The sequence below is a fragment of the Streptomyces sp. NPDC085481 genome, from assembly GCF_044541845.1.
Classification (GTDB): domain Bacteria; phylum Actinomycetota; class Actinomycetes; order Streptomycetales; family Streptomycetaceae; genus Streptomyces.
Map to the genome: position 1 here is coordinate 125,909 of NZ_JBITTJ010000014.1, position 25,620 is coordinate 151,528.

21 protein-coding genes and 1 tRNA gene are annotated in these 25,620 nt (G+C 72.2%); 8 read left to right on the forward strand and 14 right to left on the reverse strand.

The features are described 5' to 3' along the window. Positions 1-18 precede the first annotated feature (18 nt). On the forward strand, positions 19-1,806 hold the full coding sequence (locus tag ACIGEZ_RS26815) for an MFS transporter (protein ID WP_399835548.1): 1,788 nt from the start codon (positions 19-21) through the stop codon (positions 1,804-1,806). 21 nt (positions 1,807-1,827) lie between these two features. Here the strand turns inward: ACIGEZ_RS26815 and ACIGEZ_RS26820 are convergent, their stop codons facing one another. From ACIGEZ_RS26820 to ACIGEZ_RS26850, 7 genes are all read right to left on the reverse strand, one after another. Beyond that, positions 1,828-2,253 (reverse strand): hypothetical protein, encoded by a 426-nt coding sequence (locus ACIGEZ_RS26820; protein WP_399835551.1) that lies wholly within the window; start codon positions 2,251-2,253, stop codon positions 1,828-1,830. Next, on the reverse strand, positions 2,250-2,687 hold the full coding sequence (locus ACIGEZ_RS26825; protein WP_399835553.1) for an SHOCT domain-containing protein: 438 nt from the start codon (positions 2,685-2,687) through the stop codon (positions 2,250-2,252). The genes ACIGEZ_RS26820 and ACIGEZ_RS26825 overlap by 4 nt, the downstream gene beginning before the upstream one ends. Before the next feature lie 128 nt (positions 2,688-2,815). Next, entirely contained in the window at positions 2,816-3,469 is a 654-nt protein-coding gene (locus ACIGEZ_RS26830; RefSeq protein WP_399835555.1) for an HdeD family acid-resistance protein, read from the reverse strand. Between the two features lie 66 nt (positions 3,470-3,535). Then, positions 3,536-3,736: a hypothetical protein gene (locus ACIGEZ_RS26835; protein WP_399835558.1), complete on the reverse strand. Its 201-nt coding sequence runs from the start codon at positions 3,734-3,736 to the stop codon at positions 3,536-3,538. A gap of 103 nt (positions 3,737-3,839) precedes the next feature. Next, positions 3,840-4,358 carry a hypothetical protein gene (locus ACIGEZ_RS26840; RefSeq protein ID WP_399835560.1) on the reverse strand — a complete coding sequence of 173 codons (519 nt, stop codon included), beginning with the start codon at positions 4,356-4,358 and terminating at the stop codon, positions 3,840-3,842. Positions 4,359-4,377: 19 nt separating this feature from the next. Further along, complete coding sequence (locus tag ACIGEZ_RS26845; protein WP_399835563.1) at positions 4,378-6,102, reverse strand: MFS transporter; 1,725 nt, start codon at positions 6,100-6,102, stop codon at positions 4,378-4,380. A gap of 117 nt (positions 6,103-6,219) precedes the next feature. Continuing rightward, positions 6,220-8,997: a LuxR C-terminal-related transcriptional regulator gene (locus ACIGEZ_RS26850; RefSeq protein WP_399835864.1), complete on the reverse strand. Its 2,778-nt coding sequence runs from the start codon at positions 8,995-8,997 to the stop codon at positions 6,220-6,222. A gap of 320 nt (positions 8,998-9,317) precedes the next feature. Here ACIGEZ_RS26850 and ACIGEZ_RS26855 point away from each other — a divergent pair, with 320 nt between their 5' ends. After that, entirely contained in the window at positions 9,318-11,231 is a 1,914-nt protein-coding gene (locus tag ACIGEZ_RS26855; RefSeq protein WP_399835566.1) for a glycoside hydrolase family 15 protein, read from the forward strand. Between the two features lie 208 nt (positions 11,232-11,439). Here the strand turns inward: ACIGEZ_RS26855 and ACIGEZ_RS26860 are convergent, their stop codons facing one another. The 5 genes from ACIGEZ_RS26860 to ACIGEZ_RS26880 all read right to left on the reverse strand — a co-directional run bounded on the left by ACIGEZ_RS26860 (position 11,440) and on the right by ACIGEZ_RS26880 (position 16,123). Then, positions 11,440-11,868 carry a hypothetical protein gene (locus tag ACIGEZ_RS26860; protein ID WP_399835569.1) on the reverse strand — a complete coding sequence of 143 codons (429 nt, stop codon included), beginning with the start codon at positions 11,866-11,868 and terminating at the stop codon, positions 11,440-11,442. Positions 11,869-11,993: 125 nt separating this feature from the next. Further along, on the reverse strand, positions 11,994-13,445 hold the full coding sequence (locus ACIGEZ_RS26865; protein WP_399835867.1) for an ATP-binding protein: 1,452 nt from the start codon (positions 13,443-13,445) through the stop codon (positions 11,994-11,996). Between the two features lie 175 nt (positions 13,446-13,620). Then, on the reverse strand, positions 13,621-13,836 hold the full coding sequence (locus ACIGEZ_RS26870) for a hypothetical protein (RefSeq protein WP_399835572.1): 216 nt from the start codon (positions 13,834-13,836) through the stop codon (positions 13,621-13,623). 136 nt (positions 13,837-13,972) lie between these two features. Further along, positions 13,973-14,045: transfer RNA gene (locus tag ACIGEZ_RS26875), tRNA-Arg, on the reverse strand. A 62-nt stretch (positions 14,046-14,107) separates the two neighbouring features. Then, entirely contained in the window at positions 14,108-16,123 is a 2,016-nt protein-coding gene (locus ACIGEZ_RS26880; RefSeq protein WP_399835574.1) for an acyl-CoA dehydrogenase, read from the reverse strand. A 284-nt stretch (positions 16,124-16,407) separates the two neighbouring features. Between ACIGEZ_RS26880 and ACIGEZ_RS26885 the strand changes: the two genes are divergently transcribed. The 4 genes from ACIGEZ_RS26885 (at position 16,408) to ACIGEZ_RS26900 (ending at position 21,171) form a co-directional block, all read left to right on the forward strand. Continuing rightward, complete coding sequence (locus ACIGEZ_RS26885; RefSeq protein ID WP_399835576.1) at positions 16,408-17,094, forward strand: ScbR family autoregulator-binding transcription factor; 687 nt, start codon at positions 16,408-16,410, stop codon at positions 17,092-17,094. 106 nt (positions 17,095-17,200) lie between these two features. Next, complete coding sequence (locus tag ACIGEZ_RS26890; protein ID WP_399835579.1) at positions 17,201-18,481, forward strand: cytochrome P450; 1,281 nt, start codon at positions 17,201-17,203, stop codon at positions 18,479-18,481. A gap of 122 nt (positions 18,482-18,603) precedes the next feature. Next, a complete protein-coding gene (locus ACIGEZ_RS26895) occupies positions 18,604-19,275 on the forward strand; it encodes a ScbR family autoregulator-binding transcription factor (protein WP_399835581.1) in 672 nt (223 codons plus the stop codon). 102 nt (positions 19,276-19,377) lie between these two features. Further along, on the forward strand, positions 19,378-21,171 hold the full coding sequence (locus ACIGEZ_RS26900) for a class I adenylate-forming enzyme family protein (RefSeq protein WP_399835585.1): 1,794 nt from the start codon (positions 19,378-19,380) through the stop codon (positions 21,169-21,171). Here the strand turns inward: ACIGEZ_RS26900 and ACIGEZ_RS26905 are convergent. Next, a complete protein-coding gene (locus ACIGEZ_RS26905) occupies positions 21,144-22,415 on the reverse strand; it encodes a M6 family metalloprotease domain-containing protein (protein WP_399835587.1) in 1,272 nt (423 codons plus the stop codon). The two genes, ACIGEZ_RS26900 and ACIGEZ_RS26905, sit on opposite strands and share 28 nt — an antisense overlap. A 264-nt stretch (positions 22,416-22,679) precedes the next feature. On the opposite strand from ACIGEZ_RS26905, the gene ACIGEZ_RS26910 reads away from it, so the two are divergent. Continuing rightward, positions 22,680-23,342, forward strand: a complete 663-nt coding sequence (locus tag ACIGEZ_RS26910; protein WP_399835589.1) for a TetR/AcrR family transcriptional regulator — start codon at positions 22,680-22,682, stop codon at positions 23,340-23,342. 121 nt (positions 23,343-23,463) lie between these two features. After that, a complete protein-coding gene (locus ACIGEZ_RS26915) occupies positions 23,464-25,008 on the forward strand; it encodes an MFS transporter (protein ID WP_399835592.1) in 1,545 nt (514 codons plus the stop codon). A gap of 49 nt (positions 25,009-25,057) precedes the next feature. Here ACIGEZ_RS26915 and ACIGEZ_RS26920 read toward each other — a convergent pair whose 3' ends face one another. Further along, positions 25,058-25,546: a MarR family winged helix-turn-helix transcriptional regulator gene (locus tag ACIGEZ_RS26920; RefSeq protein WP_399835595.1), complete on the reverse strand. Its 489-nt coding sequence runs from the start codon at positions 25,544-25,546 to the stop codon at positions 25,058-25,060. Positions 25,547-25,620: the final 74 nt, after the last annotated feature.

The following is a 25,620-nucleotide window of genomic DNA, read 5'->3' on the forward strand; positions in this document are numbered from 1 at the left end:
GCCGGAGGTCAACCCCACATGTCTTCGCCTTCGCGAATAGAGCTCCCGGGGCAGCGGCCGGCCCCCGAGGCCCCCGCCGCCCCCCGCCCGCCGCGGCGCAAGCGCCGCTACCCGGTGCTGATCGCGACCGGGGTCGCCGCGCTCACCCACATCCTGTGGTTCTTCTTCTTCGCGAACAGCGGTGGTGATCTGGCCGCGCAGGACGCGTGGGCGGAGTTCGTGGGCCGGCACCCGGACTCGGCGTACAACCTCGCCTGGTACGGCGGGATGCACCCGGTCTCGTACAGCGTGGTCTCCCCGTACCTCATGTCCGTGCTCGGGGTCCGGACGACGATGATGGTCGCCGGGACGCTGTCGGCGGGTCTGACGGCGCTGATCCTGGTGCGGGTGCGGGCGGTCCGCAATCCGATGGCGTGCGCCCTGGCCGGCGTCTTCGCCTTCCTGTGCAACGCGCTGTCGGGGCGGGTCACCTTCGGCCTCGGCATGATGTTCGCGCTCGGCGCGGTCGCGGCCGTCTTCTGCTGGCCGCACCGCTGGCGCCACAGACGCTGGGCGAAGGCCGCCGTCGCGGCGCCGCTGGCCGGCCTCGCGACGGCGTGCAGCCCGGTGGCCGGGCTCTTCCTGGGCGTCGCCGCTGCGGCGCTCTTCCTCAACAAGCGCCGCCCGGGCGCGTACGCCCTCGGCCTGGCGCCGGTCGCGGTGGTGGCGCTGTCGGCGTGGCTGTTCCCCTTCTCGGGTACGCAGCCGATGTCCTGGGCCTCGACGTCCCTGCCGTTCGTCTTCGGCGTCCTGTGCTTCCTCCTCGTCCCCCGCGAATGGCGGACGATACGCACGGGCGCGGCGGTCTACTCGGCGGGCACCCTCCTGACCTGGCTGATCGACTCGCAGATCGGCTCGAACGTCTCGCGCCTGGTGATGCTCTTCGCCGGCGTGGTGCTGCTCGCGGCCCTCCCGTACGCGGCGCCGCGCTCGCGCCGCTGGTACGCGATCGTGCTGGCCTTCGTGGGCCTGAACTTCTGGATCGGCTTCAAGGGCGTGGACGACGTCATCCGCACGGCCCCGGACGCGTCGTGGGCACGCGAGGTGGCGCCGCTGATCAACCAGCTCCAGGTGCGCGGAGCGGAGAAGGCCCGCGTGGAGGTGGTCCCGGCCTCGAGCCACCGCGAGTCCTCCGCCCTGGCCCCGTACATCAACCTGGCCCGCGGCTGGAACCGCCAGGCCGACATCCAGCGCAACCCGCTCTTCTACGACGACACCCTGAACGCCTCGAACTACCAGGACTGGCTCGACCGCTGGGCCGTCCACTACGTCGTCCTGCCGACCGGCGCCCCGGACTCGGGCGCGGAGCGCGAGGCGGAACTGGTCGACGACGGCCTGCCGTACCTGAAGCAGGTCTGGTCCGACGCCAACTGGCGGCTGTACGAGGTCACCGACCCCACCCCCCTCGCCGACCCGCCCGCCCAGGTGCAGCGCGCCGAGGCCAACGAGGTCGTCATCCGTCTGGACGCCCCCGCCCGCGTCCTCATCCGCGTCCCGTACTCGCCCTGGCTGGCCCTCCTCGACGAGAACGGCGGCAAGATCGAGCCGCCTCAGGAGACCGAGGCCTCCAAGGCGGCCCGGGAGGCCTCCGAAGAGGACCTCCCGAAGGTCTTCGCCAACGAACAGGGCTGCCTCCTGAAGGTCGAACCGGACGCGGAGGGCGACGAGTGGACCGAACTCATCGCCCCGAAGGCGGGCGTCTACCGGCTGGGAGCGCCGTACAAGCTCTTCCCGCGGGGCACGACCTGCCCGGAGGAACTGCGCTGACGCAAGGGTTCCAGGAACCGGCTACGTCTCCGTGGTCTCGTCGTGCCCGACCACGCACAGCGCCCAGATGATGAACCCCGACATCGCGATCATCAGGACCGACCAGACGGGGTAGTACGGCAGGGACATGAAGTTGGCGATGATGATCAGCGCGGCGATGCCCACGCCCGCGATCCGCGCCCACATCGCCGCCCGGTAGAGGCCCAGGCTCACGATCACGCCGATGGCACCCAGGATCAGGTGGATCCAGCCCCAGCTGGTCAGGTCGAACTCGAAGACGTAGTTGTGCGTGGTGACGAAGACGTCGTCCTCGGCGATCGCCATGATCCCCCGGAAGATCCCGACCACGCCGGTGATCCCCAGCATGACGGCCGCGAAGACGGTCAGCCCGCCCGCCCATGCCTGTCTCGCCGAGTGCCCGGTGCGCGGGGTGGGTGTCGTGGTCATGACGCTGCCTCGTTCCGTGTCGAGTCGCCGGACAGGACCAGTGCCTTCGCCCGGCGGAACTCCTCGTCCGTGATGTCGCCACGGGTGCGCATCTCGGAGAGCTTGGCGAGTTCGTCGGCGTGGCTGGGCCGGTCGGCGGTCTTCTTGATGTAGGCGTCGAACTCCTTCTGCTGTGCGCGGGCCTGCGCGATCTCGCGCTTGCCCATGCCCTTGCCGCGGGCGATCACGTAGACGAAGACGCCCAGGAACGGCACGACGATGACGAACACCAGCCAGCCGGCCTTGGCCCAGCCGCTCATGTCGTCGTCGCGGAAGATGTCGACGATGATCCGGAACAGCAGGATCAGCCACAGGATCCAAAGGAAGAACCACAGGATGGACCAGAAGGCGCCAAGGAGCGGATAGTCGTACGCCAGGTACATCGGTGCACTCATGTCTCCTCCGTTCCGGCCGCCTGTCGGGCAGCCGTTCCGTACCCCTCAAGCGTGGGCGGGGAGTGGACCGGGCGGCCTCACCCGACGAGGGTGAGCGCGTACGGGACCGGGCCACGGCCCTGCCGGCGTCAGGCCACTGTGCCGGAGCCCTCGTGGCCCGTGACGCCCGCCCTGCGCAGTGCGGACCGCCACGCGAGCGCCACCGCCGTCTCGGCCAGGCCGAGCAGGACCAGCCACAGGCCGAGCAGGCGGGTCAGGGCGCGCGCGGACTCGGTGGGCAGGGCGAGCACCACGATGCCCGCGGCGATGCCGAGGACCGCGACGGCCATGACGACGCCGCGGTGCGGCAGGTCCTTCGTGGCGATGGCCGTGTAGAGGGTGACGATGCCGGAGACGAGCCAGACGCCGCCGACGATCAGCGAGAGGGCGGCGATGGTCTGCAGCGGGTTGCGCAGGCACAGCACACCGCCCACGACGAACAGCACGGCCAGCAGCAGCCCCGGCAGCCGTTCGCCCTGCTCCTCCCGGCCGAAGACCGCCACGAACCGGAACCCGCCCATCGCCAGCAGGTAGAGACCGACGAGCACGGCAAGGACGTGCAGGGTCACGTCCGGCCAGACCAGCGCCAGGATGCCCGGCACGAGCGTCGCGATCGCCATGCCGAGGATCCAGGTCCACGAACGGCCGAGGCGGGCGAGCTGCTCCGCGGGGTCGGCGAGGCCCGCTCCGCCGCCCATGGGGTCCGGTCCGGCACCCGGTACCGGACCGCGCGATGTGGTCATGGCTCCTCCTGGCGTGATCGAGCCGGTCGCTTCCGGTGCCGCCGTTCGGCAGCCCTTCCGCCGCCCTCAGCCCTCCGGCAGCTGTCGCATCTCCACGACGTGCAGCCCCAGGGACTGGAAGCGGGCCAGCAGCCCGTACAGGTGCGCCTCGTCGACGACGGGGCCGTACAGGACCGTCTGCCCGGACATCACCACATGGCTCAGCTCGGGGAAGGCCTTGGTCAGCGTCTCCGACATGTGCCCCTCGACGCGGATCTCGTAGCGCATGAGCTGTTCTCCCGCGGGTGTCCGGGGGAAAGGGTGGCGGCTTCCTCACGATCGTGCGCCTCGGCAGCCCCGCCGGCCTCACCTGGTGCAGGTGAGCCGGGCCTCAGTGCTTCAGGAAGAGCTTGAACGAGATGATCAGCAGGCCGAGCGCCAGGTTGACGAGGGCCGTGCCGGCCATGAGGCGCCGGGACGCGCCGGCCCGCCGCGCAGCGACCAGCGACCAGCCGATCTGGCCGGCCACGGCGACGCTCACCGCGAACCAGAGGGTGCCCTCCAGGTCGAGGCCGAGGAGCGGGCTGATCGCCACCGCCACGGCCGGCGGCACCGCGGCCTGGACGATCGGCCACTCGTCGCGGCACGCACGCAGGATCGTGCGGCGGTCCACGCCCTGCTCGGCCAGACGCGTCCCGAACAGCTCCGCGTGCACGTGCGCGATCCAGAACACCGCGCCGGTGAGCAACAGCAGCAGCACCAGCTCGGTGCGCGGGAACTCGCCCAGCGAACCGGCGCCGATCACCACGGAGGCGGCGAGCAGGGAACCGTAGACGCCACCCGAGTAGTCGGCATGGGCCCGGCGCTCGGCACGGACCTCAGGGGTCGCTCGGGGACGGGGCCGGGTCACGGTGCCTCCAGGGGCTGGCTCAGTGCGTCGACTCGCCCGTCCCGGCGTCCGGTGTGCCGGCATCGGGGGCGCCGGGACCGGGGCCGTCGGGACCGGGTGCGCCGGCATCGGGTTCGCCGGGACCGGGTGCGCCGGCATCGGGTCCGCCGGCGTCCGGCTGTCCGGAGCGGCCCGCCCGGCCCGTCGGCAGGTGGCGGGTGACGGCGAAGCTCGCGAGGGCGATGCCGCCGGTGGCCAGGATCGCCGCCTTGAGGCCGCCGAGCTGCGCCGAGGCGTAGGAGTCCGTGACGGCCTCCACCTCGGACGGCGGCAGCCCGGCCTGCTCGGCCGCCGCGTGCACCTGATCGGTGGGGACGAAGGCGATCCCGGCCTCGAGGCGGACCGTGGCCTGGTCACGGGTCTCCTGTGACAGGCGCGGGTCGTTCGTCACGTGGGTGGTGAAGGCGCCCGCCAGCGCGCCGATGAGGATCGACCCGATGAGTGCGGTCCCCAGCGCCGAGCCCAGGTTCTGGGCCGTGAACTGGAGTCCGCCGACCTCGCTGCGCTCGTCGTCGCCCGCACTGGACTGCACGACGTTGCCCAGCTGCGAGGCGAGCAGGCCCATGCCCACGCCCAGTACCGCCATCGCCCCGGCGAACTGCGCGTCGTCGATGACGGGGTCGATGGTGGACAGCAGCCACACGACGGCCACCAGCAGGGTCAGCAGGCCCAGCCGGACCACCCGGCGCGGTCCCCACAGCCGGCCCAGTGCGGACCCGGACAGCGACACCGCGAGCATGGCGATCGACACCGGGAGCAGCCGCAGCCCCGTCTGGAAGGCGTCGAACCCCTGCACCACCTGCAGGTACAGCGGGATGGCGAAGAACAGCCCGAGCAGGATCAGGTTCTGGCTCAGCAGCGTCAGCAGCCCGGAGCGCAGCGGCGGCCTGCTCAGCAGGAGCAGGTGCACCAGAGGATCGGCGCCCTGCTCCTCCCGGTGCCGCTCCCAGCGGCGGAACGACAGCAGGACTGCGATCCCCGCGGCGACGACGAACAGCGTCGGCGCGAAGCCGAAGATCGTGAAGGGCGGGTTGCGCGGCTGCACCCACCCCCACGTGCTGCTCTGCAGCACGCCCAGGACACCGAGCCCGAGGCCGGCCGCCGAGAGCGCGGCGCCGACGCCGTCCAGCCGGGGGCGGCGCGCGCCCGTGTCGGCGGTCCGCGGGATCACCCGCTGGGCGCACAGGACGGCCACGACGACCACGACCTCGCCGGCGAAGACCAGCCGCCAGGTCAGGTACGTCGTCACCCAGCCGCCCAGCAGCGGCCCGACCGCGATGCCCGCGCCGGCCAGTCCGCCGATGACCCCGTAGGCGACGGCCCGGTCCCGGCCCCGGTACGACTCCGCGACGAGCGCGGCCATGGCCGGCAGCACCAGGGCGGCGCCGAGCCCCTCGATGACGGACCACCCCAGCGCGAGGACCCACAGGGTCGGGGCCGCGGCGGTGATGGCCGACCCCGTGGCGTAGACGGTCAGGCCGACGAGGAACATGCGGCGGCGTCCGAGGATGTCCCCCAACCTGCCGCCGATGAGCATGAAGGCGGCCATGACCAGCGCGTACAGGGTGATGACCGCCTGGATGGCGGTGACCTCGGTGTCGAAGTCCTCCACCAGCTGACTGATGGAGACGTTCATGACGGAGGTGTCCAGGACCATCAGGAACTGGGCCGTCCCGAGGACGATCAGGGCGCGCCAGCGTCTCACGTTGTCCACCTCGTCCCGTCCCGCCCGGGCACCGGCGAGGTCCGCCGGGGCGGCGGCCGCCGGGTGCCCGGCCGCCGGTCCCATTGCAGCCGACGGACCCGCCGTACGCCTCACCCGTCAGGGGGGAGGGGAGGGTGCCCGGGGACGGGGCTGCGCCTCGGGGAGCGGCTTCGCCCCGGGAGGCGGCTGGTCCGGCGCGCCGGACAGGCGCTCAAGGAGCCCGAGCTCGCGGGCGCGGCGAACCGCGTCGCCCCGCCGGTTCACCGCCAGCTTCCGGTAGACGCCCTTGAGATGGGTCTTCACCGTGTTCGCCGAGAGGTACAGGTCGGCGGCGATCTCCTCCGTCGACATCATCCGGGCCAGCCGCAGCAGCACGTCACCCTCGCGCTCGCTCAGCTCCGTCGCGGCGAGCCGCGCGGGCTCCGGCCCGCCCGCGGCCGGTCCCGCGCCCCCTGAAGGACCGGCCGTGAGCCAGCCCGCGGCCAGCTCCTGCAACGGCGGCGTGGCCAGGAGGGGCCGGATCCAGGGCCGGGCGTCCAGGAAGGGACGCCGCAGTCGCTCCCGCCGGGCGTCGAGGAGCGCCTGCGCGACGAGTCTGCGGGCGGTGGCCGAGTCTCCCGCCTCCTCCGCCGCCTGTGCCCTGACCAGCGCCGCCCTGACGGTCACCGCCGGGCCCTTGTGGCCGTCCGCGCGGATGCCGTCGACCAGGTCGACCGCCGACTCGGAGCGGCCCACGGCGAGCAGGATCCGTGCCGCCTCCACGGCACAGGCCGGGGCCTCGTGGGGCACGCCGTCGAGCACCTCGGCGGCCGGCCCCGGCCGTCCCTCCGCCAGGTGCGCGGCGGAGGCGACCAGCGCCTCGTAGCTCGTCGCCCAGGGCGAGGCGACGGCGGTGGCGACGGGGTCCGCCACCGCGGCGGCGGCCTGCGGGTGGCCACGGCCGAGCAGCAGCCGGGCCCGGGTGATGGCCCGCCCGGCCGCGAGGACCGGATCGTGCGTCGCGGAGGGCAGCAGCGCCGTCTCGTCGAGGAGCGCCTGGGCGCGGTCCAGCTCGTCGCGGTCGACGGCCACCGCGGCCAGCACCACCTGCCCGATGCCCGGAGCGCACGGCGGGGGCAGGCTCGACCGCTCCGCCTCGGACACGCGCGCCAGAACCCTGCGCTCCGCCCGGCCAGGCCAGCCGTTCAGGTAGTCGATCAGCGCCAGATGCCCCGACGACTCCTCCCGCGGGAACGCGGTCGACGCCCCGCCGGGCGTGCCGGCCACCGTGGTCAGGGCGGCGCGCGCCTCCTCGAACCGCCCGGCCCACAGGCGCGTGGAGCCCAGCTGGGTCAGCAGGAGCGCGATCAGCTCGGGATGCTTGTCCAGGAGCCGCGCGGGGACCTCCTGCCGCAGTCGCTCCGCCGTCTCGGCGGCCTCCTCGGCCCGTACCGGAGAACCGCTCAGCCGCGCGGCCACCGCCTGCAGCAGCGCGCAGCTGAGCTGTGCGGCCGCCGCGCCGGCCGCCGCGTCCCCGGACGGGCCCGTGGCCTCGGCGGCCAGCCGCTGCTCGGCGCGGTGCAGGTGCGCCAGGCCGCGGGGGACGTCACACCGGGCGAGGTCGAGGGCCGCCCGGACGAGATCCGTGGCACCGCTCGTGACCTCGGGCCCCATCCCGGAGAACAGCCGGGTCAGTTCGTCCGAACCCAGGCCGGTGAAGAGCTGCCCGATCGCCAGGTCCTCGACGAGGAAGCCGGCGGCGAAGCCCCAGTCGCCCCCGGCGGCACCGTGGGCGACCGTCTCCGACAGGGACCCGGCACGGCACAGCCACCGCGCGGCCCGCCGGTGCAGCTGCGGTTCGAGGCCCGGCAGGCGCACCCGGAGATGGGCCCGCAGGATCTCCCGGAACAGCGGGTGGAGCCGGTACCACGAGTGGCCGAGGTGCTCGACGAACGCGTTCTCCCGGTGCAGGGAGACGAGCAGCGGCTCGGCGTCGGTCCGGCCGGTCATCGCGTTCGCCAGCTCCGGGGTGAAACGTTCCAGCACGCTCACCCGCAGCAGCAGGTCCTGCGCCTCCTCCGGCTGCCGCTTGAGCACCTCGGCGAGCAGGAAGTCCGCCACCGTGCTGTGGCCCGCCTCGAACTCCTTCAGGTAGGTCTCCGGGTCGCCGCTCTCCAGCGCCGCCATGGCGCACAGGCGCAGGCCGGCGGCCCATCCCCGGGTACGGTCCACGAGGGCGCGCGTGGCGTCGACCGGCAGGCTCAGACCGTGCAGCTCCAGGAGCAGGGCGGCCTCCTCGTGGGTGAAGGCCAGCTCCGCGACGCGGATCTCCGTGAGCTCGCCGGCCACCCGGTAGCGGTGCAGCGGCATCAGGGGTTCGGTGCGGGTGACGAGGACCAGGCGCAGGCCCGGCCCGGCGTGCCGCAGGACGAAATCCAGCTGGTCCGCGATCTCCGGCGCCGTCACGCGGTCGAACTCGTCGATCACGAGGACGACGGGCCCGTCCGCCGCGTTCAGCTCGGCGGCGAGCGCCGGCAGCAGCGTCGGGTCGAGCCGGCCGGCGTCCGCCGGCACCCCGACCGGGCCGGCCAGCGGTCTGCCGCACTCGCGCAGCGCCTGCAGCACGTACGCCCAGAACACCCCGGGCCGCGGTTCCCCCGCCTCGGCGGTCAGCCACGCGACCGGCAGCCCGAGCCCGGCCGCCCAGTCCGCGGCCAGCAGCGTCTTGCCGGCCCCGGCAGGCCCGTTGACCAGCGTCAGAGCCGTCCGCAGCGCCTGGTCGAGATGCCCGGAGAGCCGCTCCCGCCGCAGATACGTCACGGGCCTCGTCGGCGGCGTGATCCGCGTCCGGAGAAGGGGGTCGCCCAGGGGATCATCACCCGGGGCACCACTCAGCGGACCGTTCAGGGCACTCAGCGGACCACTTGGGGCAGCACCCAGCGGATCACCCAAAGGACCACCCAAAGGATCGCCCAAGGGATCGCCCAAAGGATCGCCCAAGGGATCGCCCAAGGGATCGCCCAAGGGATCGACCGGGCCGACGACCGGACCGGTCGCCCCCGGGACGTTCCCGTCGGTCTCCGCCACGGCGCTCACCGCCACAGTCCGTCAGGGTCGGGGAACCTGGAGTGCTCCCGACCCTCAGAATCTCAGCTCCGGCGCCTCGGCGCGCGAGGTGGACGTCTCACCCTCCCCGGGTGAGGCGACGGCCCACGGCACTGCCGAAGGCTTGCCGTGTGAACCGATACCCACCCATCGCGGAGCACGGCATGGTCGGTGATCTCCAGACGGCCGCCCTGGTGTCGTCCGGCGGAACCATCGACTGGTGGTGCACCCCCCGCTTCGACTCGCCCAGCGTCTTCGCCTCCCTCCTGGACAGCGAACGCGGAGGTCACTGCCGGCTGGCCGCGGAGTTCCCGGACGACGACGCTCTGACCGTCCGCCAGCTGTATCTCTCGGACACGGCCATCCTGGTCACCCGGTTCATGGCGCCCGGCGGAGTCGGCGAGGTCGCCGACTTCATGGTGCCCATCGACTCCACGGCCGCCACGGACGTCCATCGTCTGGTGAGGGTCGCCCGGGTCGTCCGGGGCACCCTCCCCTTCTCCTTCAGCTGCCAGCCGCGCTTCGACTACGGCCGCGCAGCGCACACCCTCTCGCAGACCGACGACCGCTCCGCGCTCTTCCGAGGACCAGGGGGCGACCTGCATCTGCAGGCCACCACCGGCCTCGCCTTCCACGCGGACGGCAGCGACATCGCCGCACGCTTCACCCTCTCCGCCGGCCAGGCGGTCGCCGTGGTGCTCACCAGCACGGCCAGTGGCGCCCCCGCCCCACCCGCCCCCTCCCCGGACGGCATCGCCGACGAGATGGAGACGTGCCGCTCCTTCTGGCTCTCGTGGCTGCGCTCGTGCACGTACCGAGGCCGTTGGCAGGACATCGTGAACCGCTCGGCGATCACGCTCAAGCTGCTCACCTACGCCCCCACCGGAGCACCCATCGCCGCCGCCACGATGGGCCTGCCCGAACAGGTCGGCGGCGAGCGCAACTGGGACTACCGCTACACGTGGGTCCGTGACGCGTCGTTGTCCGTCAGGGCGCTGATCGATCTGGGCTTCCACCGGGAGGCACAGGCGTTCCGCCGCTGGCTGCGCGAGCGCATCGAGGCCAAGGACTCCGCCTCGGGAGACCCGTTGCAGATCATGTACCGCGTCGACGGCGATCCCCACCTCACCGAGGAGACCCTCGACCATCTGGAGGGCTATCGGGGCTCCCGGCCGGTGCGGGCGGGCAACGCGGCGGCCGACCAGCTCCAACTCGACATCTACGGTGAGGCGTCGGACGCCCTGATGGTGGGTCGGGACATCGGCGCGATCCGCGGCTGGCGGGCCCTGAGCGACGTCCTGGACTGGCTTGCCGACCACTGGGACCAGCCCGACGAGGGCATCTGGGAGACCCGCGGCGGCCGCCAGGACTTCACGTACAGCCGCCTGATGACCTGGGTGGCGTTCGACCGCGGGGTCCGCGCGGCCGGCGCCTTCTCCCGTCCCGCCGACCTCGCCCGCTGGACCGGTGCGCGGGACGCGGTCTTCCACCAGATCCTCGAACGCGGCTGGCACGACAGGCGGCAGGCCTTCGTACAGCACTACGAAACCGACGTCCTGGACGCCTCGCTCCTGCTCATGCCGAGGGTCGGCTTCCTCTCGCCGCACGACCCGGACTGGCTCAGCACGCTGGACGCCATGGACGGCGAACTGGTCAGCGACAGCCTCGTCTACCGGTACGACCCGAAGGCGTCCCCCGACGGCCTCCGTGGCTCGGAGGGCACCTTCAACCTGTGCAGCTTCTTCTACGTCGAGGCGCTCGCCCGCAGCGGCAGGCTCATCCAGGCTCGCTACGCCTTCGACAAGATGCTCACCTACGCCAACCATGTCGGCCTCTTCGCCGAAGAGATCGGCCCCTCGGGCGAGCAACTCGGGAACTTCCCACAGGCGTTCACCCACCTCGCCCTGGTCACCGCGGCCATGGCCCTCGACGAGGAGCTGGCGAAGGCGGACACCGGGCTGAGCGACGGCGGCCACGACCGTCCGGTGACCCACGGCCTCACGGCGCCCGACGAGGACACGGGCGAGGCCCACGGCAGTGGCTGAGCCGTCCGGCGCCACGCGGGCGGGCCACGGAAGGGCGCTCGCCGCCCTCGCCCGCACGCAGTTCGTCTGCCGTTTCGCCGGCTCCGACATGAACGTGATGATCACCGGCACCAGCGAGGACGGACGTCCTCACCGCGTGCCAAGCCGTGCAGACGATCCAAGGCGTCGAGTACGGACCCGTCCTCCTCGTCACCCGGCTCCCGGCTGATCACCAGGAGAACCACCCGGGTGTGGCCGAGTAGACCTGCGGCGTGTAGTCACAGCTCCGCTCGCTGAAGGGTTCGGCCGCCAACCTCGCTGCCCGCTGTTCGCCGCCGGCGTCCACCCTGTCGGCTGCCACGACGAGAGCCAGGGCGGCGACCATGCAGGCAATGAGGAACGGAGGGCGGGAAGGCTTGCTCCTCATCGTCGCCGTCGCCGCGCCGACGACGGCCGCCAGGAAGGCGCCTGCCACCAGTGCGAGAGCCACGAGTGTGAGGTGGTTCAGCGCCGGCGACGCGTGGCACAGCACGTATCGGCGGCCCGACCGAAAGCCCTGCACCCGCTCGAAGAGCGCGACCAACACCAGCGCCGAACCGAACGCAAAGACGTGCCAAGGCCGCACAACAGCGTGCTGACCAGCCTTTACGTCGCCCACAGCGCCCCCAACAGCCCACCCACCCAAGTCCCGTGCCGCACCTTACAGAACGGCGGCTCAGCGGCTTCAGCAAGAAGCTCCACACGTGCCGTGTTCCCCGTACAGGGGCGGTGACTGCGACTGGGTCAGTCGCCGTGGTAGAGGCGAACTGGATCGATCAGCTGGATGGCGGGGTCGTTTTCGGCGAGCTGGCGCAGTTCGTCGGTGAAGCCGGTGCCGCTGTAGCACTGCAGCCGTGTGACGTCGGTGGCGGTGCCGCGCGCGGTGAGGAGAGCACGGATGTGCTGGAGACGTTCGAGGTGGCCCTTTCCCATGACGTCGTTCCATTTGGCTTCGCCGATGGCGAGTAGTGTTTCGCGGCCGCTGTCGGTCTCGCCATGGACCGCGACGTCGACTTCGTGGCTGGTCTTCGCGGCAGGATCGTTGACGGTCCCGCTGGCGACACTTGTGACCTGCCCGCCGTGGGTTGCGGGGGACGCGTGCCAGCGGGCCCATTCGCGGCAGACCCGTTCGAAGTGCGGGCCGACAACCTTGCTGCGGAAGGTGGACTGGGCACGGCGCCAGACGGCAGGGGCGCGTCCGGGGCGTTCCAGATCGCCCCAGGCGGGGCGCATGACCGCGTGGTAGAAGGCGATGAGGGGTTCGGCGATGCGGTAGGCGGAGCGGTTGCGGCGGAAGGCGTCGGCCTCGTGGCTGATCATGCCGACGTCCTGGAGGACGCTGAGCGGATGGGCGAGGTCGGTGGACTTGCGGCCGAGGTAGTCGGCGATGCCGCCGCGTGCGGCGTTTCCGGCGGCGATGGCGGCCAGGACGGAGTGGTAGAGCGCGGTGTCGTGGATTTCGGGTTCCTCTGCGAGCAGGTAGCGGGCCTCGCGGAAGAGCGGACGGGCGGGATTGAGGACGGCGCGGGTGACCCAGGCGTCGAAGTCGTGGGGCCCGGCGGGGGCGTCGCCCTGGGTGAACTCGCGGCGGTAGGCGGGGGTGCCGCCGACGATGGCGTGGGTGAGCAGCGCGGTGCGCGGGTCGGCGATCTCCCAGAACTCGGCGGCGAGGCGGAAGTCCAGGGTGGGGACAACGAGTTCCAGGCCGGCGCGGCCGCGCAGCGGGGCGTTGCCGGCGAGGAGTCCGCCCATGAAGGACAGCGCGGAGCCGCACAGCAGGAGCCGTACGGGGGTGTTGGCGTGCTGGGCGGCAGGGTCGAGCGCGCGCTGGATGATCGAGGGGAGGGCGGGGGAGGCCTTGGCGAGGAAGGGGAATTCGTCGATGACCGCGACGGTGGGGCCGCCCCTGTCGGCGATGCGCATGAGCTCGGTGACTGCCTCGTCCCAGTGGGCGAAGCGGAACGGGGTGGGCTGGTCGCGGTGGCGGGCGAGGGCTTCGCCGAACTGGCGCAGGGCGTCGGCTTCGGTGGTCTCGGTGGCGGTGAACATGAAGCCGCCGCTCGCCCGTGTGACGGCGTCCAGGAGGAAGGTCTTGCCCTGGCGGCGGCGGCCGGAGACCACGCCGAGGGTGGCACGCGGTCCGGGCAGGGCGGCGAAGCGGGTCAGCTCGGCCCACTCGAAGTCGCGGTCGAACATCTCGGCTGGTTTATCCACTGCACACCCCTGTATGGATAGGTGCGCTTATTATATCTGGACTTATTCAAAAGTTCTGGCTTCCATGCCTGACTTCCATGCGGACGCGCCCGGCGTTGGCCAGGGTGCGCGCGACGCGTCGGGTGGCCGGCCGGCCGCAGTGGCACGCCGCATGCAGTCACACACCGTGTCCGGGCCTCGGGGGATCGCCGCGGTCGCAGCCGCCGAACTCGAACGCGGCACCGAAGGCCCTTTCCTGCTCCGCCCGGGCACGTTGCCGTGCATCGCGCCGTCGAGGGGTGGTAGCCAGGGCCGCATCCCCCGGGGGTGCGCCGGGGCGGAGGTGAATCTGGTGCAGGAAGTCGTAGGCGTTCGCGAACTCGGTCTGCGGCATGCGGACTCCTCCAGGAGGTTCCGGCCGTCGTGGTTGCGGACGTGGGGTCGGCCCGGCCGTGAGTGACCGCCGCCGTTGAAGTCGGCCGTAGATGTCAAAGGGCACCTAGGAACGTTCCTAGGTGCCCTTCTTCTTGTGCCCCCGGCAGGATTCGAACCTGCGACACCCGCTTTAGGAGAGCGGTGCTCTATCCCCTGAGCTACGAAGGCTGGGTTCCGACGCTCGACAGTGTAGCGGGTGGGGTGGTGGCCGCCGGGGGGTGAATCCCCGGTCAGCCGGCGAAGCGGTCGAGGTAGTCCGGGTTGGCTATCGGGGTGGCGGTCAGGTACTCGGCGGGGAGGTCGAAGGCGTCGGCCAGGGGGAGCAGGTGGGGGGCCAGGGTGGCCACGGTGTGGTCGGTGGTGGTGTGGAGGGACTCCACGTGGGCGGGGGTCAGGTGGCCCGCGGCGAGGAGGTCGCCCGTGTGGGGGCGGAGCTCGTGGAGGAGGAAGAGGCGGGCCAGGTCCTCCAGGACGGGGCGGGTGGTGCTCGCGCGGGTGGTGGCGGCCAGGAAGGCGTCGGCCGCGGCGACGCGGGCGTGGGCGGCGACCATTTCCAGGGCGGCGCCCGAGGTCTCGTTCCAGCGGGCGACCGGGTCGCCGGAGGGGCCGCCGCGCAGGGCCGCACGGGCGCGGGTCTGCCAGATGCGTTCCACGCAGGCGTGCAGGTCGCGGAGGTAGGACAGGTCGGTCAGCTCGGCCTCGGCGGCGCGGACCCGGTCCTCCGTGGGGGAGGACGGGGCGGGGCCGGCTTCGTGGGCGAAGACCAGTTCCGAGGCGGCCTTCACCCAGATGACCAGGTTGTCGCCCTCGGCGGTGATGCCGCCCTCGACGTTCAGGGGGAGGTCCGCGAGGCCGTTCTCCGGGAAGAGGCCCTGCGCGCCGCAGCGTTCGCGGGCCTCGACGGTGATGTCGCGGGCCTGCCAGGTGATCCAGCCCTTGGCGACCGCGATGAGGCGCTCGGTCTCCTCGCGCTGCTCGGGGTCGGTCGGGTCGTGGCCGGCCCAGCGGTCGAGGACGGAGCGGTGCAGGAAGGTCATCGCGTAGGCGGTGGCGAGTCCGCGCAGCAGGCGGGCGTGGTGGCTGCGGTGGGCGGTGAGCGCCATGCGTTCGCCGGCCCGGGGGGCGGCGACCCTGCGGTGGTGGGCGTACTGGACGGCGATGGCGAGGGCGGCGCGGGCCATGCCGAGGGTGCCGGCGCTCATGCAGAGCTTGCCCATGGTGACCCGGCCGACGGAGCGCAGGAACCGCTTGCGGCGGTTGCCGAGGCTGCTGGTGAAGCGGCCGTCCTTGTCGAGGCGGCCGTGGGCGGCCTCCAGCATGGCCTCGCGGGGGAGCCGTACGTGCTCGAAGGAGGTGAGGCAGTGGTCTATGGGGGTGCCGGTGCGGTCCGGCAGGCGCTGGACACGTATGCCGGGCAGATGGCCGTTCGCGTCGCTGAGCGGGGTGAGGAAGAGGTAGATGCCCTGGTCCTCGCCGTCGATGAGCAGGCGGGCGGCGACGACGGCGCTCTTGGGGCCGCCGGCGAGGCTGGTGTTGGGCATGAACTTCCGTGCCCCGGGGTTCGGGGTGTGCAGCTCGAAGCCGCCGCTCTCGCGGTCGAGGACGGCGACGGTCTCCAGGGAGGTGACGTCGTTGCCGTGGGCGAGCTCGGTGCACAGGAAGGTGCCGGTGTGCTCCATGGAGGTGTACGCGGTGAGGTCGCGCCGGTAGCCGTCGTGGTCGAGCAGGCTGCCGAGGAAGAGGTTGTAGTGGACGCTGGCGAGCGTGCACAGGCCGCCGTCGACGAATCCGGTCCACTCGTGGAGCGCGGCGAGGCGGCGGGCGTCGTAGCTCAGGGCCTCCGCGCCGGCGACGGCGGCGGCGGGCGTCTCGGTGCCGGATCCGGCGGCGGTGTCGTTGACCAGGTGGAGCCGCTCGTAGGAGAGCGCGGTGCGTTCCTGGGGGGTGAGCCCGGGGCGGTGGGCGAAGGCCTCGCCGGAGATCAGCCGGCGCCACTCGCCGTGGATCCGCTCGCGGTCGTCCCCGTCGAAGAGGAGGCGGGTGAGCTCGTCGGCCCGGACGCCGGCCGCGGCGCCGGCGTGGTCCACGCCGTCGAGGCGGTCCACGCCGCCGGCGTGGTCCACGCCGTCGAGGCGGTCCACGCCGCCGGCGCGGTCAACGCCGTCGACGCAGCCGTCGACCCCGCCGTCAAGGCCGCCACCTGCGGCAACGCTTTCTCTGAGCTGCGCTTCCGCGTGCTGGAGCATCGACTCGTCCCCCGAAATGAGTGGACCCGGTTGGGATGGTGGTGACTTTGTAGTGACTTGCCCCGATAAAGATACGGACCAACCGGTTTTGTTTCAATATCCTTGTCAAACCGGTTGGATGGTTTTATTCTCGAAATGTGGACGTGTGAAGAAACCGGTCTCGCCCGGGCTCACCTTACTGCCGGCGGGGGTTCTTGTGCGGACCGGTCGCCGACTCCTCACTCCATGTGAGCCGTTGGAATACCAGCCTTACGGGTTCTCCGCCGTGGGGTACGGAGGATGTAGTGGCACAACAAGAACGGGCCATCCGCACACGCCAGAAGATCGTGTTCGCGGCGGCCGAACTGTTCGACGAGGTCGGCTACGAGGCGGCGACGATCTCCGAGGTCCTCAAGAAATGCGGGGTCACCAAGGGTGCCCTCTACTTCCACTTCGCCTCCAAGGAAGAGCTCGCCCAGGAGGTGCTCGCCGGACAGGTCGGCGCCCTGCCCCCCGTACCGGAGCGTGAGCTCTTCCTCCAGCAGCTGACCGACGAGGCGCTCGTCCTCGCGCATCTGCTGCACGTCGGCGACCCCATGGTGCGGGGCAGCGTGCGCCTCACCGTGGACCAGGGCTCGCCGCACGACGGCCTCGACCGCCGGGTTCCGATGCAGGGCTGGATCGACCACAACATGGAGGTCCTCACCCGGGCCAAGGAGGCGGGCGAACTGCTTCCGCACGTGGACATCGCCTCCGCGGCCACCCTGTTCACCGGCAGTTTCACCGGAGTACAGGTCTTGTCCAAGATCATGACCAATCATGCTGACCTGGTGGGGCGGGTGGCGGACCTCATGCGGACGCTGCTGAGCGCCATCGCCGTACCGGGTGTGCTCGTCCGCCTCGACTTCACCCCCGCCCGAGCGGAGCAGTCGTACGAGGAGGCGGTACGGCTGCGCGACGCGAGCGCCGCCGTGACGGCCGGCACGGGCTGACCCCGCTCGCAGGTCGGCAAGGGGGAGGGGAAGCGATGTTCCTCTCGGTTGCGTGTGCGGTGGGGGCACGGAACGCGACGACGAACCGATTGGAGTGCACACACATATGGACACGCACGCGGACAGCCGTACGGACGCCCGTACGGGCACTGCTTCCTGCCCCTACGCCCTCGACGTCACCGGACGCGACCTCGCCGGAGAGGCCGCCTCGCTCAGGGAGCAGGGCCCGGCCGTCGAGATCGAACTGCCCGGCGGCGTACGGGCCTGGGCCGTGGTCGGCCAGGAGCACGTCGAGCGGCTGCTGCTCGACCCCCGCGTCTCCAAGGACGCCCGCCGCCACTGGCCCGCCTTCGCCGACGGCCGGATCACCCCCGAGTGGCCGCTCTACCCCTGGGTCGCCAACGAGAACATGCTCTTCTCGTACGGGGCCGAGCACGCCCGCCTGCGCCGGCTGGTCGCCGCCGCGTTCACCGCCCGCCGCACCGCCGCCCTCGCCCCCCGTATCGGGGAGATAGCGAGCGCGCTGCTCGACTCGCTCGCCGCCACCCTCACCGCCGGCGGTCCCGCGGAACTCCGCACCGCCGAACTCCGCACCGCCTACGCCGAATCGCTCCCGCTCCAGGTCATCTGCGAGCTCTTCGGCGTCGCCGAGGGCCCCGCCCGCGACGAACTGTGCGCCGCCCTGGGCACCGTGTTCAGCTCCAGCGTCTCCGCCGAGACCATGGAGGCCGCCCGCGGCGCCGCCTTCCGGCTGCTCGCCGAACTCGTCGCCGCCCGCCGCCAGGAGCCCGGGGACGACCTCACCTCCTCCCTGATCGCCGCCCGCGACGGCGCCGACGCCCTCACCGAGAACGAACTCCTCGGCTCCCTCTTCCTGTTGATCGCTGCCGGCCAGGACACCACGGCCGCGGTCATCGTCAACGCCACCGCCGCCCTGCTCGCCCACCCCGAGCAGCTCGCCCACGTGCGGGCAGGCCGCGCCTCCTGGGAGGACGTGGTCGCCGAGACCATGCGGATCCACAGCCCCGCCGCGTACTCGCCGATGCGCTTCGCCGTCGAGGACATCGAGCTCGACGGGGTGACGATCGCCCAGGGCGACCCGATCCTGGTCAACTTCGCGGCCGGCGGCCTCGATCCGCACCGCTACGGGCCGGACGCCGGCCGGTTCGACCTGCTGCGCACGGACCGTGACACCCTCGGCTTCGGGCACGGCGTGCACCGCTGCCTGGGCGCGCCGCTCGCGGTCCTGGAGGCCACCGTCGCCCTGTCGGCGCTCTTCGAGCGGTTCCCCGACCTGGAACTCGGCTGCCCTGCGGAAGAATTGGCTCCGCTTCCGACGTTTCTGCTCAACGGATACGGGGCGCTGCCCGTGCGGTTGCCCGCGTAACGCGCCGACGAGCTGTCGCGGTCTCTTTCCGTACGCCGAAAACCGCAGGGCCGGTTTGTTACAGTTGCTTGCCAGACTGACACGTGTTGGCACCTCGGCGGCGAAGCGACGGAGACCACCCCTTGGCCAAGCAGGAGCGGGCGATTCGGACCCGCAACGCACTCATCGAGTCGGCCGCCGCGCTGTTCGACCGGGACGGCTTCGAGGTCGCCTCGCTCGCGACGATCAGTGCCCGGGCGGGGGTCAGCAGTGGCGCGTTGCACTTCCATTTCCCCAGTAAGGCGGCGCTCGCCGACGCGGTCATCGCGGCGGCGGGCGACCGGCTGTTCCGGATCACCCGGGACCGCGAGGCGCTGCCGCTGCAGATACTCATCGACGCCAGCCACGAGCTCGTCCAGGGGCTGCGGGCCGACTCGGTGCTGCGCGCGGGCTTCGATCTGAGCGCCAACGCCGAGCGGCGGCCGAGGGCGGCCCAGGACCTGCGGGCGCTGTGGCGCGAGTGGGTCGAGTCGACCGTGGCGCGGGCCGACCGGGAGGGGCTGCTCGCCCCCGACGTGACGGCCCGCGACGTCGCCGCGGCGGTGGTGGCGGTGGCAGCGGGACACGAGGCGCTGGGCCACCAGGACCCCTGCTGGCTGGAGCGGGCGCCGCTGACCCGCTTCTGGTCCTTCCTGCTGCCGCGGGTGGTCGGCCCGGCCCGGGTGGAGCTCTTCGTCGCCTCGGGTGACCTGGAGGGCGAGCGAGCGGGCGTGTCGGTGGGTCCGGTGCCGGCGCGGTCGGTGCGTGGCAAGTGACACGTTGACCCGGGCGGAAGGCGGGCATAGCGTCGGCTTCCGGGACTGAGCACGCGCTTAGCCGGCGCTGGGAATCGGCGAACGCCGGGAAAGAGGCGAACCGTGGTCGAGCCGCACACCGACCGGCAGCCCGGAGACCGGCGCACCCACCCGGACACCGACCGGCAGCCCGGAGACCGGCACACCGACCGGCAGCCCGGAGACCGGCACACCGACCGGCAGCCCGGAGACCGGCACACCCACCCGCACACCGACCCCCTCGCCGCCCCCGGCGCCCCCTTCGCCGTCGTCGACGGCGTCTACGCCTCCGGCCCCCGCACCCTGCGGGAGTTCGTGGAGGCCACCTGGGCCTTCGGTGAGCAGCCGTTCCTGGTCTCCGAGGACGGGGTGCTGAGCTACCGGGAGTTCTTCGACGCCGCCTGTGGGCTCGCCCGCCGCCTGGTCGACGTGCACGGCCTGCGCCCCGGCGACCGCGCCGCCGTCGCCCTGCGCAACCACCCCGAGTGGCAGATCGCCTTCTGGGCCACCCAACTCGCGGGCCTCGTCGCCGTACCGCTCAACGCCTGGTGGACCGAGGACGAGTGCGCGTACGCCCTCGACGACTGCACGCCGCGCGTGCTGCTCGTGGACGGCGAGCGGGTCCCGCGCGTCGCCGCCTGGGCCCGGGCCCGCTCCGTACCCGGGATCGTCTTCCACGGGGAGCCGGACGGCGTGCTGCCCGAGGGCTTCGAGGCGTACGTCCCCGACACCGACCCGTTCCTCGGGCCGCCGGCCGTGGACGTGCTGCCCGAACACGACGCCACGATCATGTACACCTCCGGCACCACCGGCCGCCCCAAGGGCGCCGTCGCCACCCACCTCGCCCAGGCCGGGGCGGCGATGAACCCCCGCTACTACGTCGCCGCCTCCGCGCTGCGCCGCGGCCGGATCCCCGGGTCCGGTCCCGCGCCGGTCTCGCTCACCACCTTCCCCTTCTTCCACGTGGCCGCCTTCACCTCCTTCTACTCGGTGATGGCGGCCGGCGGCACGCTCGTCCTGATGCGCAAGTGGGACGCGGCCAAGGCGCTCGAGCTGATCCGCGCCCACCGCGTCACCCACTACGCGGGCGTCCCCACCACCGCGCTCCAGCTGCTCGATCTCGCCGAGCGCACCGGCGACCCGCTGGAGTCCCTCACCATGCTCAACACCGGTGGAGCGGCCGCCCCTCCGGAGATCACCGCGCGGATCGCCGCCCGTTACGGGGAGCGGATCGAGCCCCGCAACGGCTACGGCCTCACCGAGACCTGCGGCGGCGTGCTCGCCAACTTCGGCGCCGAGTACCGGGCCCACCCCGAGAGCGTGGGCCGGCCGGCCCCGGCCACCGAGGTGCGCATCGACCGCCCGGACGCCGAGGGCGTGGGCGAGCTGTGGCTGCGCGGCCAGTCCCTGGTCCGCGGCTACTGGGGCGACGAGGAGGCCACCCGCGCCGCGTTCACCCCGGACGGCTGGTTCCGTACGGGAGACCTGGCGCGGGTGCGCGACGGGCGGGTCACCGTCGTGGACCGGATCAAGGACCTGGTCATCAGGGGCGGCGAGAACGTGTACTGCGTCGAGGTCGAGGGCGTGCTGCACGACCACCCGGACGTCGTCGAGGCCGCCGTCCTCGGCGTCCCGCACCCGACGCTCGGCGAGGAGGTCGCCGCCGTGGTCCGGCTGCGGCCGGGCGCGAGCACGGGCGCGGAGCAGCTGCGGGCGCACGTGGGGGCGCGGCTGGCCGCGTTCAAGGTGCCGGCGCACGTCCTCGTACGGGAGGCGGAGCTGCCCCGTAATCCGACCGGGAAGGTCCTCAAGCGGGAGCTGAAGGGGCAGGCGGAGGACGAACTGGCCGCTCAGGTACGGGAGACGCGGACCCGGTAGCCCCCGGCGCCGTCCTCGTCGACGACGCTGATGCGGATGCCGTTCGCCCGGTCGGTGTAGGCCTCGCCCGGCCGGTAGGGGGCGTCCGACAGCTCCGCGTGGACGTTGGGGCGCCGGGTGCAGCCGCCGGTGTCGCGATTGCTGTCGGTGACGGTGATCGGTCCGTGGCCGGTGTCCACGTCGGTGTCGACCCGGTAGACGAGGACGCCCGGCTCGCACACGGCCTCGTCGTTGCCGTCGCGGGTGCGGACCTCGACCGCGTACCCGGAGGTGAGGGAGAGCGGGACGAAGACCAGTTTGGCGCCGCCCGAGGTGGCCAGCGGGGTCAGCGTGTACTCGGTGTCGCCGGTTCTGGAGGCGCAGCGGACCTGGTCGTTGTCGAGCCAGCCGAGCTTCCACTTGTGCCAGCCGAGCAGGTCGTTGTTGGCGCCCCAGTCCTCGGACATGATGTCCCAGTGCCCGACGGTGCCGCCGCCGTCGACGGTGTAGAGGTCGGGCAGGCCGAAGACATGGCCGTTCTCGTGCGGCAGGACCCGGTAGCCGGTCTCGGCGTACGTCCCCGAGCCGTCGTCCTGCCGGCTGTAGACGAAGGACGTGTTGGCGAGCGGGACCCCGTCCGCGTAGGGGGCGTCGTCGTTCCCGGAGAAGGTCACGGAGAGGACGGTGTCGAGGGCCGAGGGGCCGGCGTTCGGCGTGACGAGGATGTTGACCAGGTCGTACGAGCTGAAGTCCACCTTCGCGTCGGCGGCCTTCACGATGTCCTCGACGAGCCCGCGGTAGCCCGGCTCGTACGGCGAGCCGCGCTCGATCCCGTACGCGGAGAAGGGGCGCGGCATCCGCAGCCACTCGGGTATCGGGGTCTCGGGGTGGTAGTGCAGGCGGCCGTAGGAGCTGGTGCGGAACCAGTCGGCGGTCTGCGGGAAGAACTCGCGGAAGCGGTTCATGGCCGTGCCCTCGCCGGACGCGTCCGGGAAGTCGATCATCAGGTTGAGGGCCCTGACCCGGCCGGTGGAGCGCGCGTACCCGGGGGCGGTGGGCAGCCCCTCCGACATCTGCACACCCATCGTCGTGGCGATCCGGCACGGGCCGAGCGGCGCGTCCCCCGGTCCGGCGGCCACGGGTCCCGCGGAGGCGGGGGCCGGGCCGGGCAGGGTCGTGCTGGCCGATGCCAGGGCGGCGATCGCGAGCGCTGCCGCCGAAGCCAGGGCGATGGGTCTGCGTATCCGCCGGCGGGTCTCCTGCATGCGGTCGCCTCTCTGGTCCGCGCCGGTGCGTTCGGCGCCGTGCGATCAGCCTGTGGCGGCGGGTGAGGGGGCGCGCGCCGGAGGGGCCCGACCGGGGGATTTCGGCGGGGGCGGGAGACCGGTCGGCGACGCCGTCCGCGGCTGTGACCCAGGTCACAGTTGAAGCGGGAAATAACCGGGGAGCGCGTCCCCGTTTAAGCCTGTGTTCGACGAAGTGGGGACTCAGTCCCCGGATGACTCTGGATGACTCTGGGAGGTACGGCAGTGAGCAGCAGCACCGCCGACACCGCGCCGGCCCGCCGCGTGCCCCGCCCGCGGGCGGACGCCCTGCGCAACCGCGAGCGGATCGTGACGGCGGCCCGCGAGATGTTCGTCGAGTCCGGCGCCCAGGTGCCGCTCGACGAGATCGCGCGCCGCGCCGGCGTCGGCAACGCCACGCTCTACCGCAACTTCCCCGAGCGCGACGACCTCGTCCGCGAGGTCGTCCTCTCCCTCATGGCCCGCATCACCGAGCGGGCCCTGGAGGCCGGCGAGCAGGAGGCGGACACCTTCGACGCGCTCCGCCGCTTCACCCACGCCGCCGCCGACGAGCGGATCGGAGCCCTGTGCCCGATGCTCGACGGCGACTTCGACAAGAACCACCCCGAGCTCGAGGCCGAGCGCGAGCGCCTGGAGGAGGCCGTCCAGGGCCTCGTCGACCGGGCGCACACGGCCGGCCGGCTCCGTACCGACGTCGGCGTCGGGGACCTCATGGTCGCGGTCTCCCAGCTGACCCGGCCGCTCCCCGGGACGGCCTGCATGAACATGGACCGCTTCGTCCACCGTCACCTGCAGGTGTTCCTGGACGGCCTGGAGGCGCCCGCGCGCTCCGTACTGCCCGGCTCCGCCGCGACCCTGGAGGACCTGAGGAGCGAATCGTCGTCCTGACCTCGTGACCTCGTGACCTCTCCGGGGGCGTGATCCCCGCCGTAACCGCACGACCCCTTACCCCTTACTGCTCCACAGACATCCCTTTTTCACCGTTCCGCGCCAAGAGGTGGCTACCCCCATGTCCAAAACCCTCCAGAACTCCCCGCCGGCCCAGGCCGACCCCAGTCGCTGGAAAGCCCTGGTCTTCATCGCCCTGGCCCAGCTGATGGTCGTGCTCGACGCGACGATCGTGAACATCGCGCTGCCCTCCGCCCAGCAGGACCTGGGGATCTCGGACGGCAACCGGCAGTGGGTCATCACCGCCTACGCCCTCGCCTTCGGCGGTCTGCTCCTGTTCGGCGGCCGCGTCGCCGACCTGTGGGGCCGTAAGCGCACCTTCGTGGTCGGTCTGATCGGCTTCGCCGCGGCCTCCGCCCTCGGCGGCGCGGCCACCGGCGAGGCGATGATGCTCGGCGCCCGCGCCCTGCAGGGTGCGTTCGGCGCGCTGCTCGCCCCGGCCGCCCTCTCGCTGCTCGCGGTGATGTTCACCGACGCCAAGGAGCGCGCCAAGGCCTTCGGCATCTACGGTGCGATCGCCGGTGGCGGTGGCGCCGTGGGCCTGATCCTCGGCGGCTTCCTCACCGAGTACCTCAACTGGCGCTGGACCTTCTTCGTCAACATCCCGTTCGCCATCGTCGCGGCGGCCGGTGCGTACTTCGTGATCCGTGAGCCGGCCGGCGGCCGCAACCGCTCGCCGCTCGACATCCCCGGCGTCGTCCTGTCCACCCTCGGTCTGGTCTCGCTGGTCTACGGCTTCACGCGCGCCGAGTCCAACGGCTGGAGCGACCCCACGACCATCGGCCTGTTCGTCGCCTCGGTCGTGCTGCTCGGCGCCTTCGCCCTCACCGAGTCGCGGGTGAAGTCCCCGCTGCTGCCGCTGCGCGTCGTCACCGACCGCAACCGCGGCGGCGTCTACCTCTCGCTCGGCCTCGCCGTCATCGCGATGTTCGGCCTGTTCCTGTTCCTGACCTACTACCTGCAGGTCGTGAAGGGCTACTCGCCGGTCAAGACGGGATTCGCGTTCCTGCCGATGATCGCGGGCATGATCACCGGCTCCACCCAGATCGGTACGCGGCTGATGACCCGGGTCCCGCCGCGGTACCTCATGGGCCCCGGCTTCCTGACCGCCGCGGTCGGCATGCTGCTCCTGACCCAGCTGGAGATCGGCTCCTCGTACGCCGGTCTGATCCTGCCCGCGCAGCTGCTGCTCGGCCTCGGCATGGGTACGGCGTTCATGCCGGCCATGTCGCTCGCGACGCACGGCGTCGACCCGCGCGACGCCGGTGTGGCCTCCGCGATGGTCAACACCTCGCAGCAGGTCGGCGGCGCCATCGGTACGGCCCTGCTGAACACCATCGCCGCCTCGGCGACCACCGCGTACCTGGTGGACCACGCGGCCGGCGCGACCACCCCGTCCGCGCAGAAGCTGCTCCAGCTCCAGGGCATGGTCGAGGGCTACTCGGCCGCGATCTGGTGGGCGGTCGGCATCCTGGCCACCTCGGCCGTGATCGCGCTGACCCTGATCAACACCGGCAAGCCGGGCGCCGGCACGGTGACCGCTTCGGGGTCCGGCGCGGGTGAGGGTGTCGAGGACGAGGTGAAGGTGCCCGTCATCACCCACTGATCCCCTCCGGTACCCGCCGCCACCTCACCGCGCCGCCTGCCCTGGTTCCTCAGCGGAGCCAGGGCAGGTCCGCGTTCGCGTCCGTGGGCTGGAGGCCCTCCGCCATCACGCGCATGATCGCGCCGAGCTGCTCGACCTGGTCCGGGGTGAGCCGGTCGAAGAGGGCCTGGCGTACGGCGGCGACGTGGCCGGGTGCGGTGCGGCGCAGGACCTCGTAGCCCTCGTCCGTCAGCGTGGCGAACTGGCCGCGCTTGTCGGAGGGGCAGTCCTCGCGGGCGACCCAGCCGTTCTTCTCCAGGCGGGCGACCGCGTGCGAGAGCCGGGAGCGGGTGATCTTCGCGCTCTTGGCCAGCTCCGTCATGCGCAGCCGGCGGCGGGGGGCCTGGGAGAGCTGGACGAGCAGCCCGTAGTAGATGTGGGGCATCCCGGCGTCGCGCTGCAACTGGCGGTCGAGATGGTCCTCCAGGAGGGTGGTGGCGTGGAGGTAGGAGCGCCACACGCGCTGCTCCTCGTCGCTGAGCCAGCGAGGTTCGGTCATGGACCCATGGTACGAGCAATTCTTGAAAGTTGAACTAGATCGGGTTTAGGCTGTCCGAAAGCAGTGAGCTTGAA

Excerpts from the sequence above, each read along its gene's own strand:
- ACIGEZ_RS26825 (WP_399835553.1), bottom strand. The coding sequence starts at position 2,687 with ATGAGTGCACCGATGTACCTGGCGTACGACTATCCGCTCCTTGGCGCC.
- ACIGEZ_RS26830 (WP_399835555.1), bottom strand. The coding sequence starts at position 3,469 with ATGACCACATCGCGCGGTCCGGTACCGGGTGCCGGACCGGACCCCATG.
- ACIGEZ_RS26880 (WP_399835574.1), bottom strand. The coding sequence starts at position 16,123 with ATGCTCCAGCACGCGGAAGCGCAGCTCAGAGAAAGCGTTGCCGCAGGT.
- ACIGEZ_RS26865 (WP_399835867.1), bottom strand. The coding sequence starts at position 13,445 with ATGTTCGACCGCGACTTCGAGTGGGCCGAGCTGACCCGCTTCGCCGCC.
- ACIGEZ_RS26815 (WP_399835548.1), top strand. The coding sequence starts at position 19 with ATGTCTTCGCCTTCGCGAATAGAGCTCCCGGGGCAGCGGCCGGCCCCC.
- ACIGEZ_RS26835 (WP_399835558.1), bottom strand. The coding sequence starts at position 3,736 with ATGCGCTACGAGATCCGCGTCGAGGGGCACATGTCGGAGACGCTGACC.
- ACIGEZ_RS26870 (WP_399835572.1), bottom strand. The coding sequence starts at position 13,836 with ATGCCGCAGACCGAGTTCGCGAACGCCTACGACTTCCTGCACCAGATT.
- ACIGEZ_RS26920 (WP_399835595.1), bottom strand. The coding sequence starts at position 25,546 with ATGACCGAACCTCGCTGGCTCAGCGACGAGGAGCAGCGCGTGTGGCGC.
- ACIGEZ_RS26905 (WP_399835587.1), bottom strand. The coding sequence starts at position 22,415 with ATGCAGGAGACCCGCCGGCGGATACGCAGACCCATCGCCCTGGCTTCG.
- ACIGEZ_RS26915 (WP_399835592.1), top strand. The coding sequence starts at position 23,464 with ATGTCCAAAACCCTCCAGAACTCCCCGCCGGCCCAGGCCGACCCCAGT.
- ACIGEZ_RS26820 (WP_399835551.1), bottom strand. The coding sequence starts at position 2,253 with ATGACCACGACACCCACCCCGCGCACCGGGCACTCGGCGAGACAGGCA.
- ACIGEZ_RS26890 (WP_399835579.1), top strand. The coding sequence starts at position 17,201 with ATGGACACGCACGCGGACAGCCGTACGGACGCCCGTACGGGCACTGCT.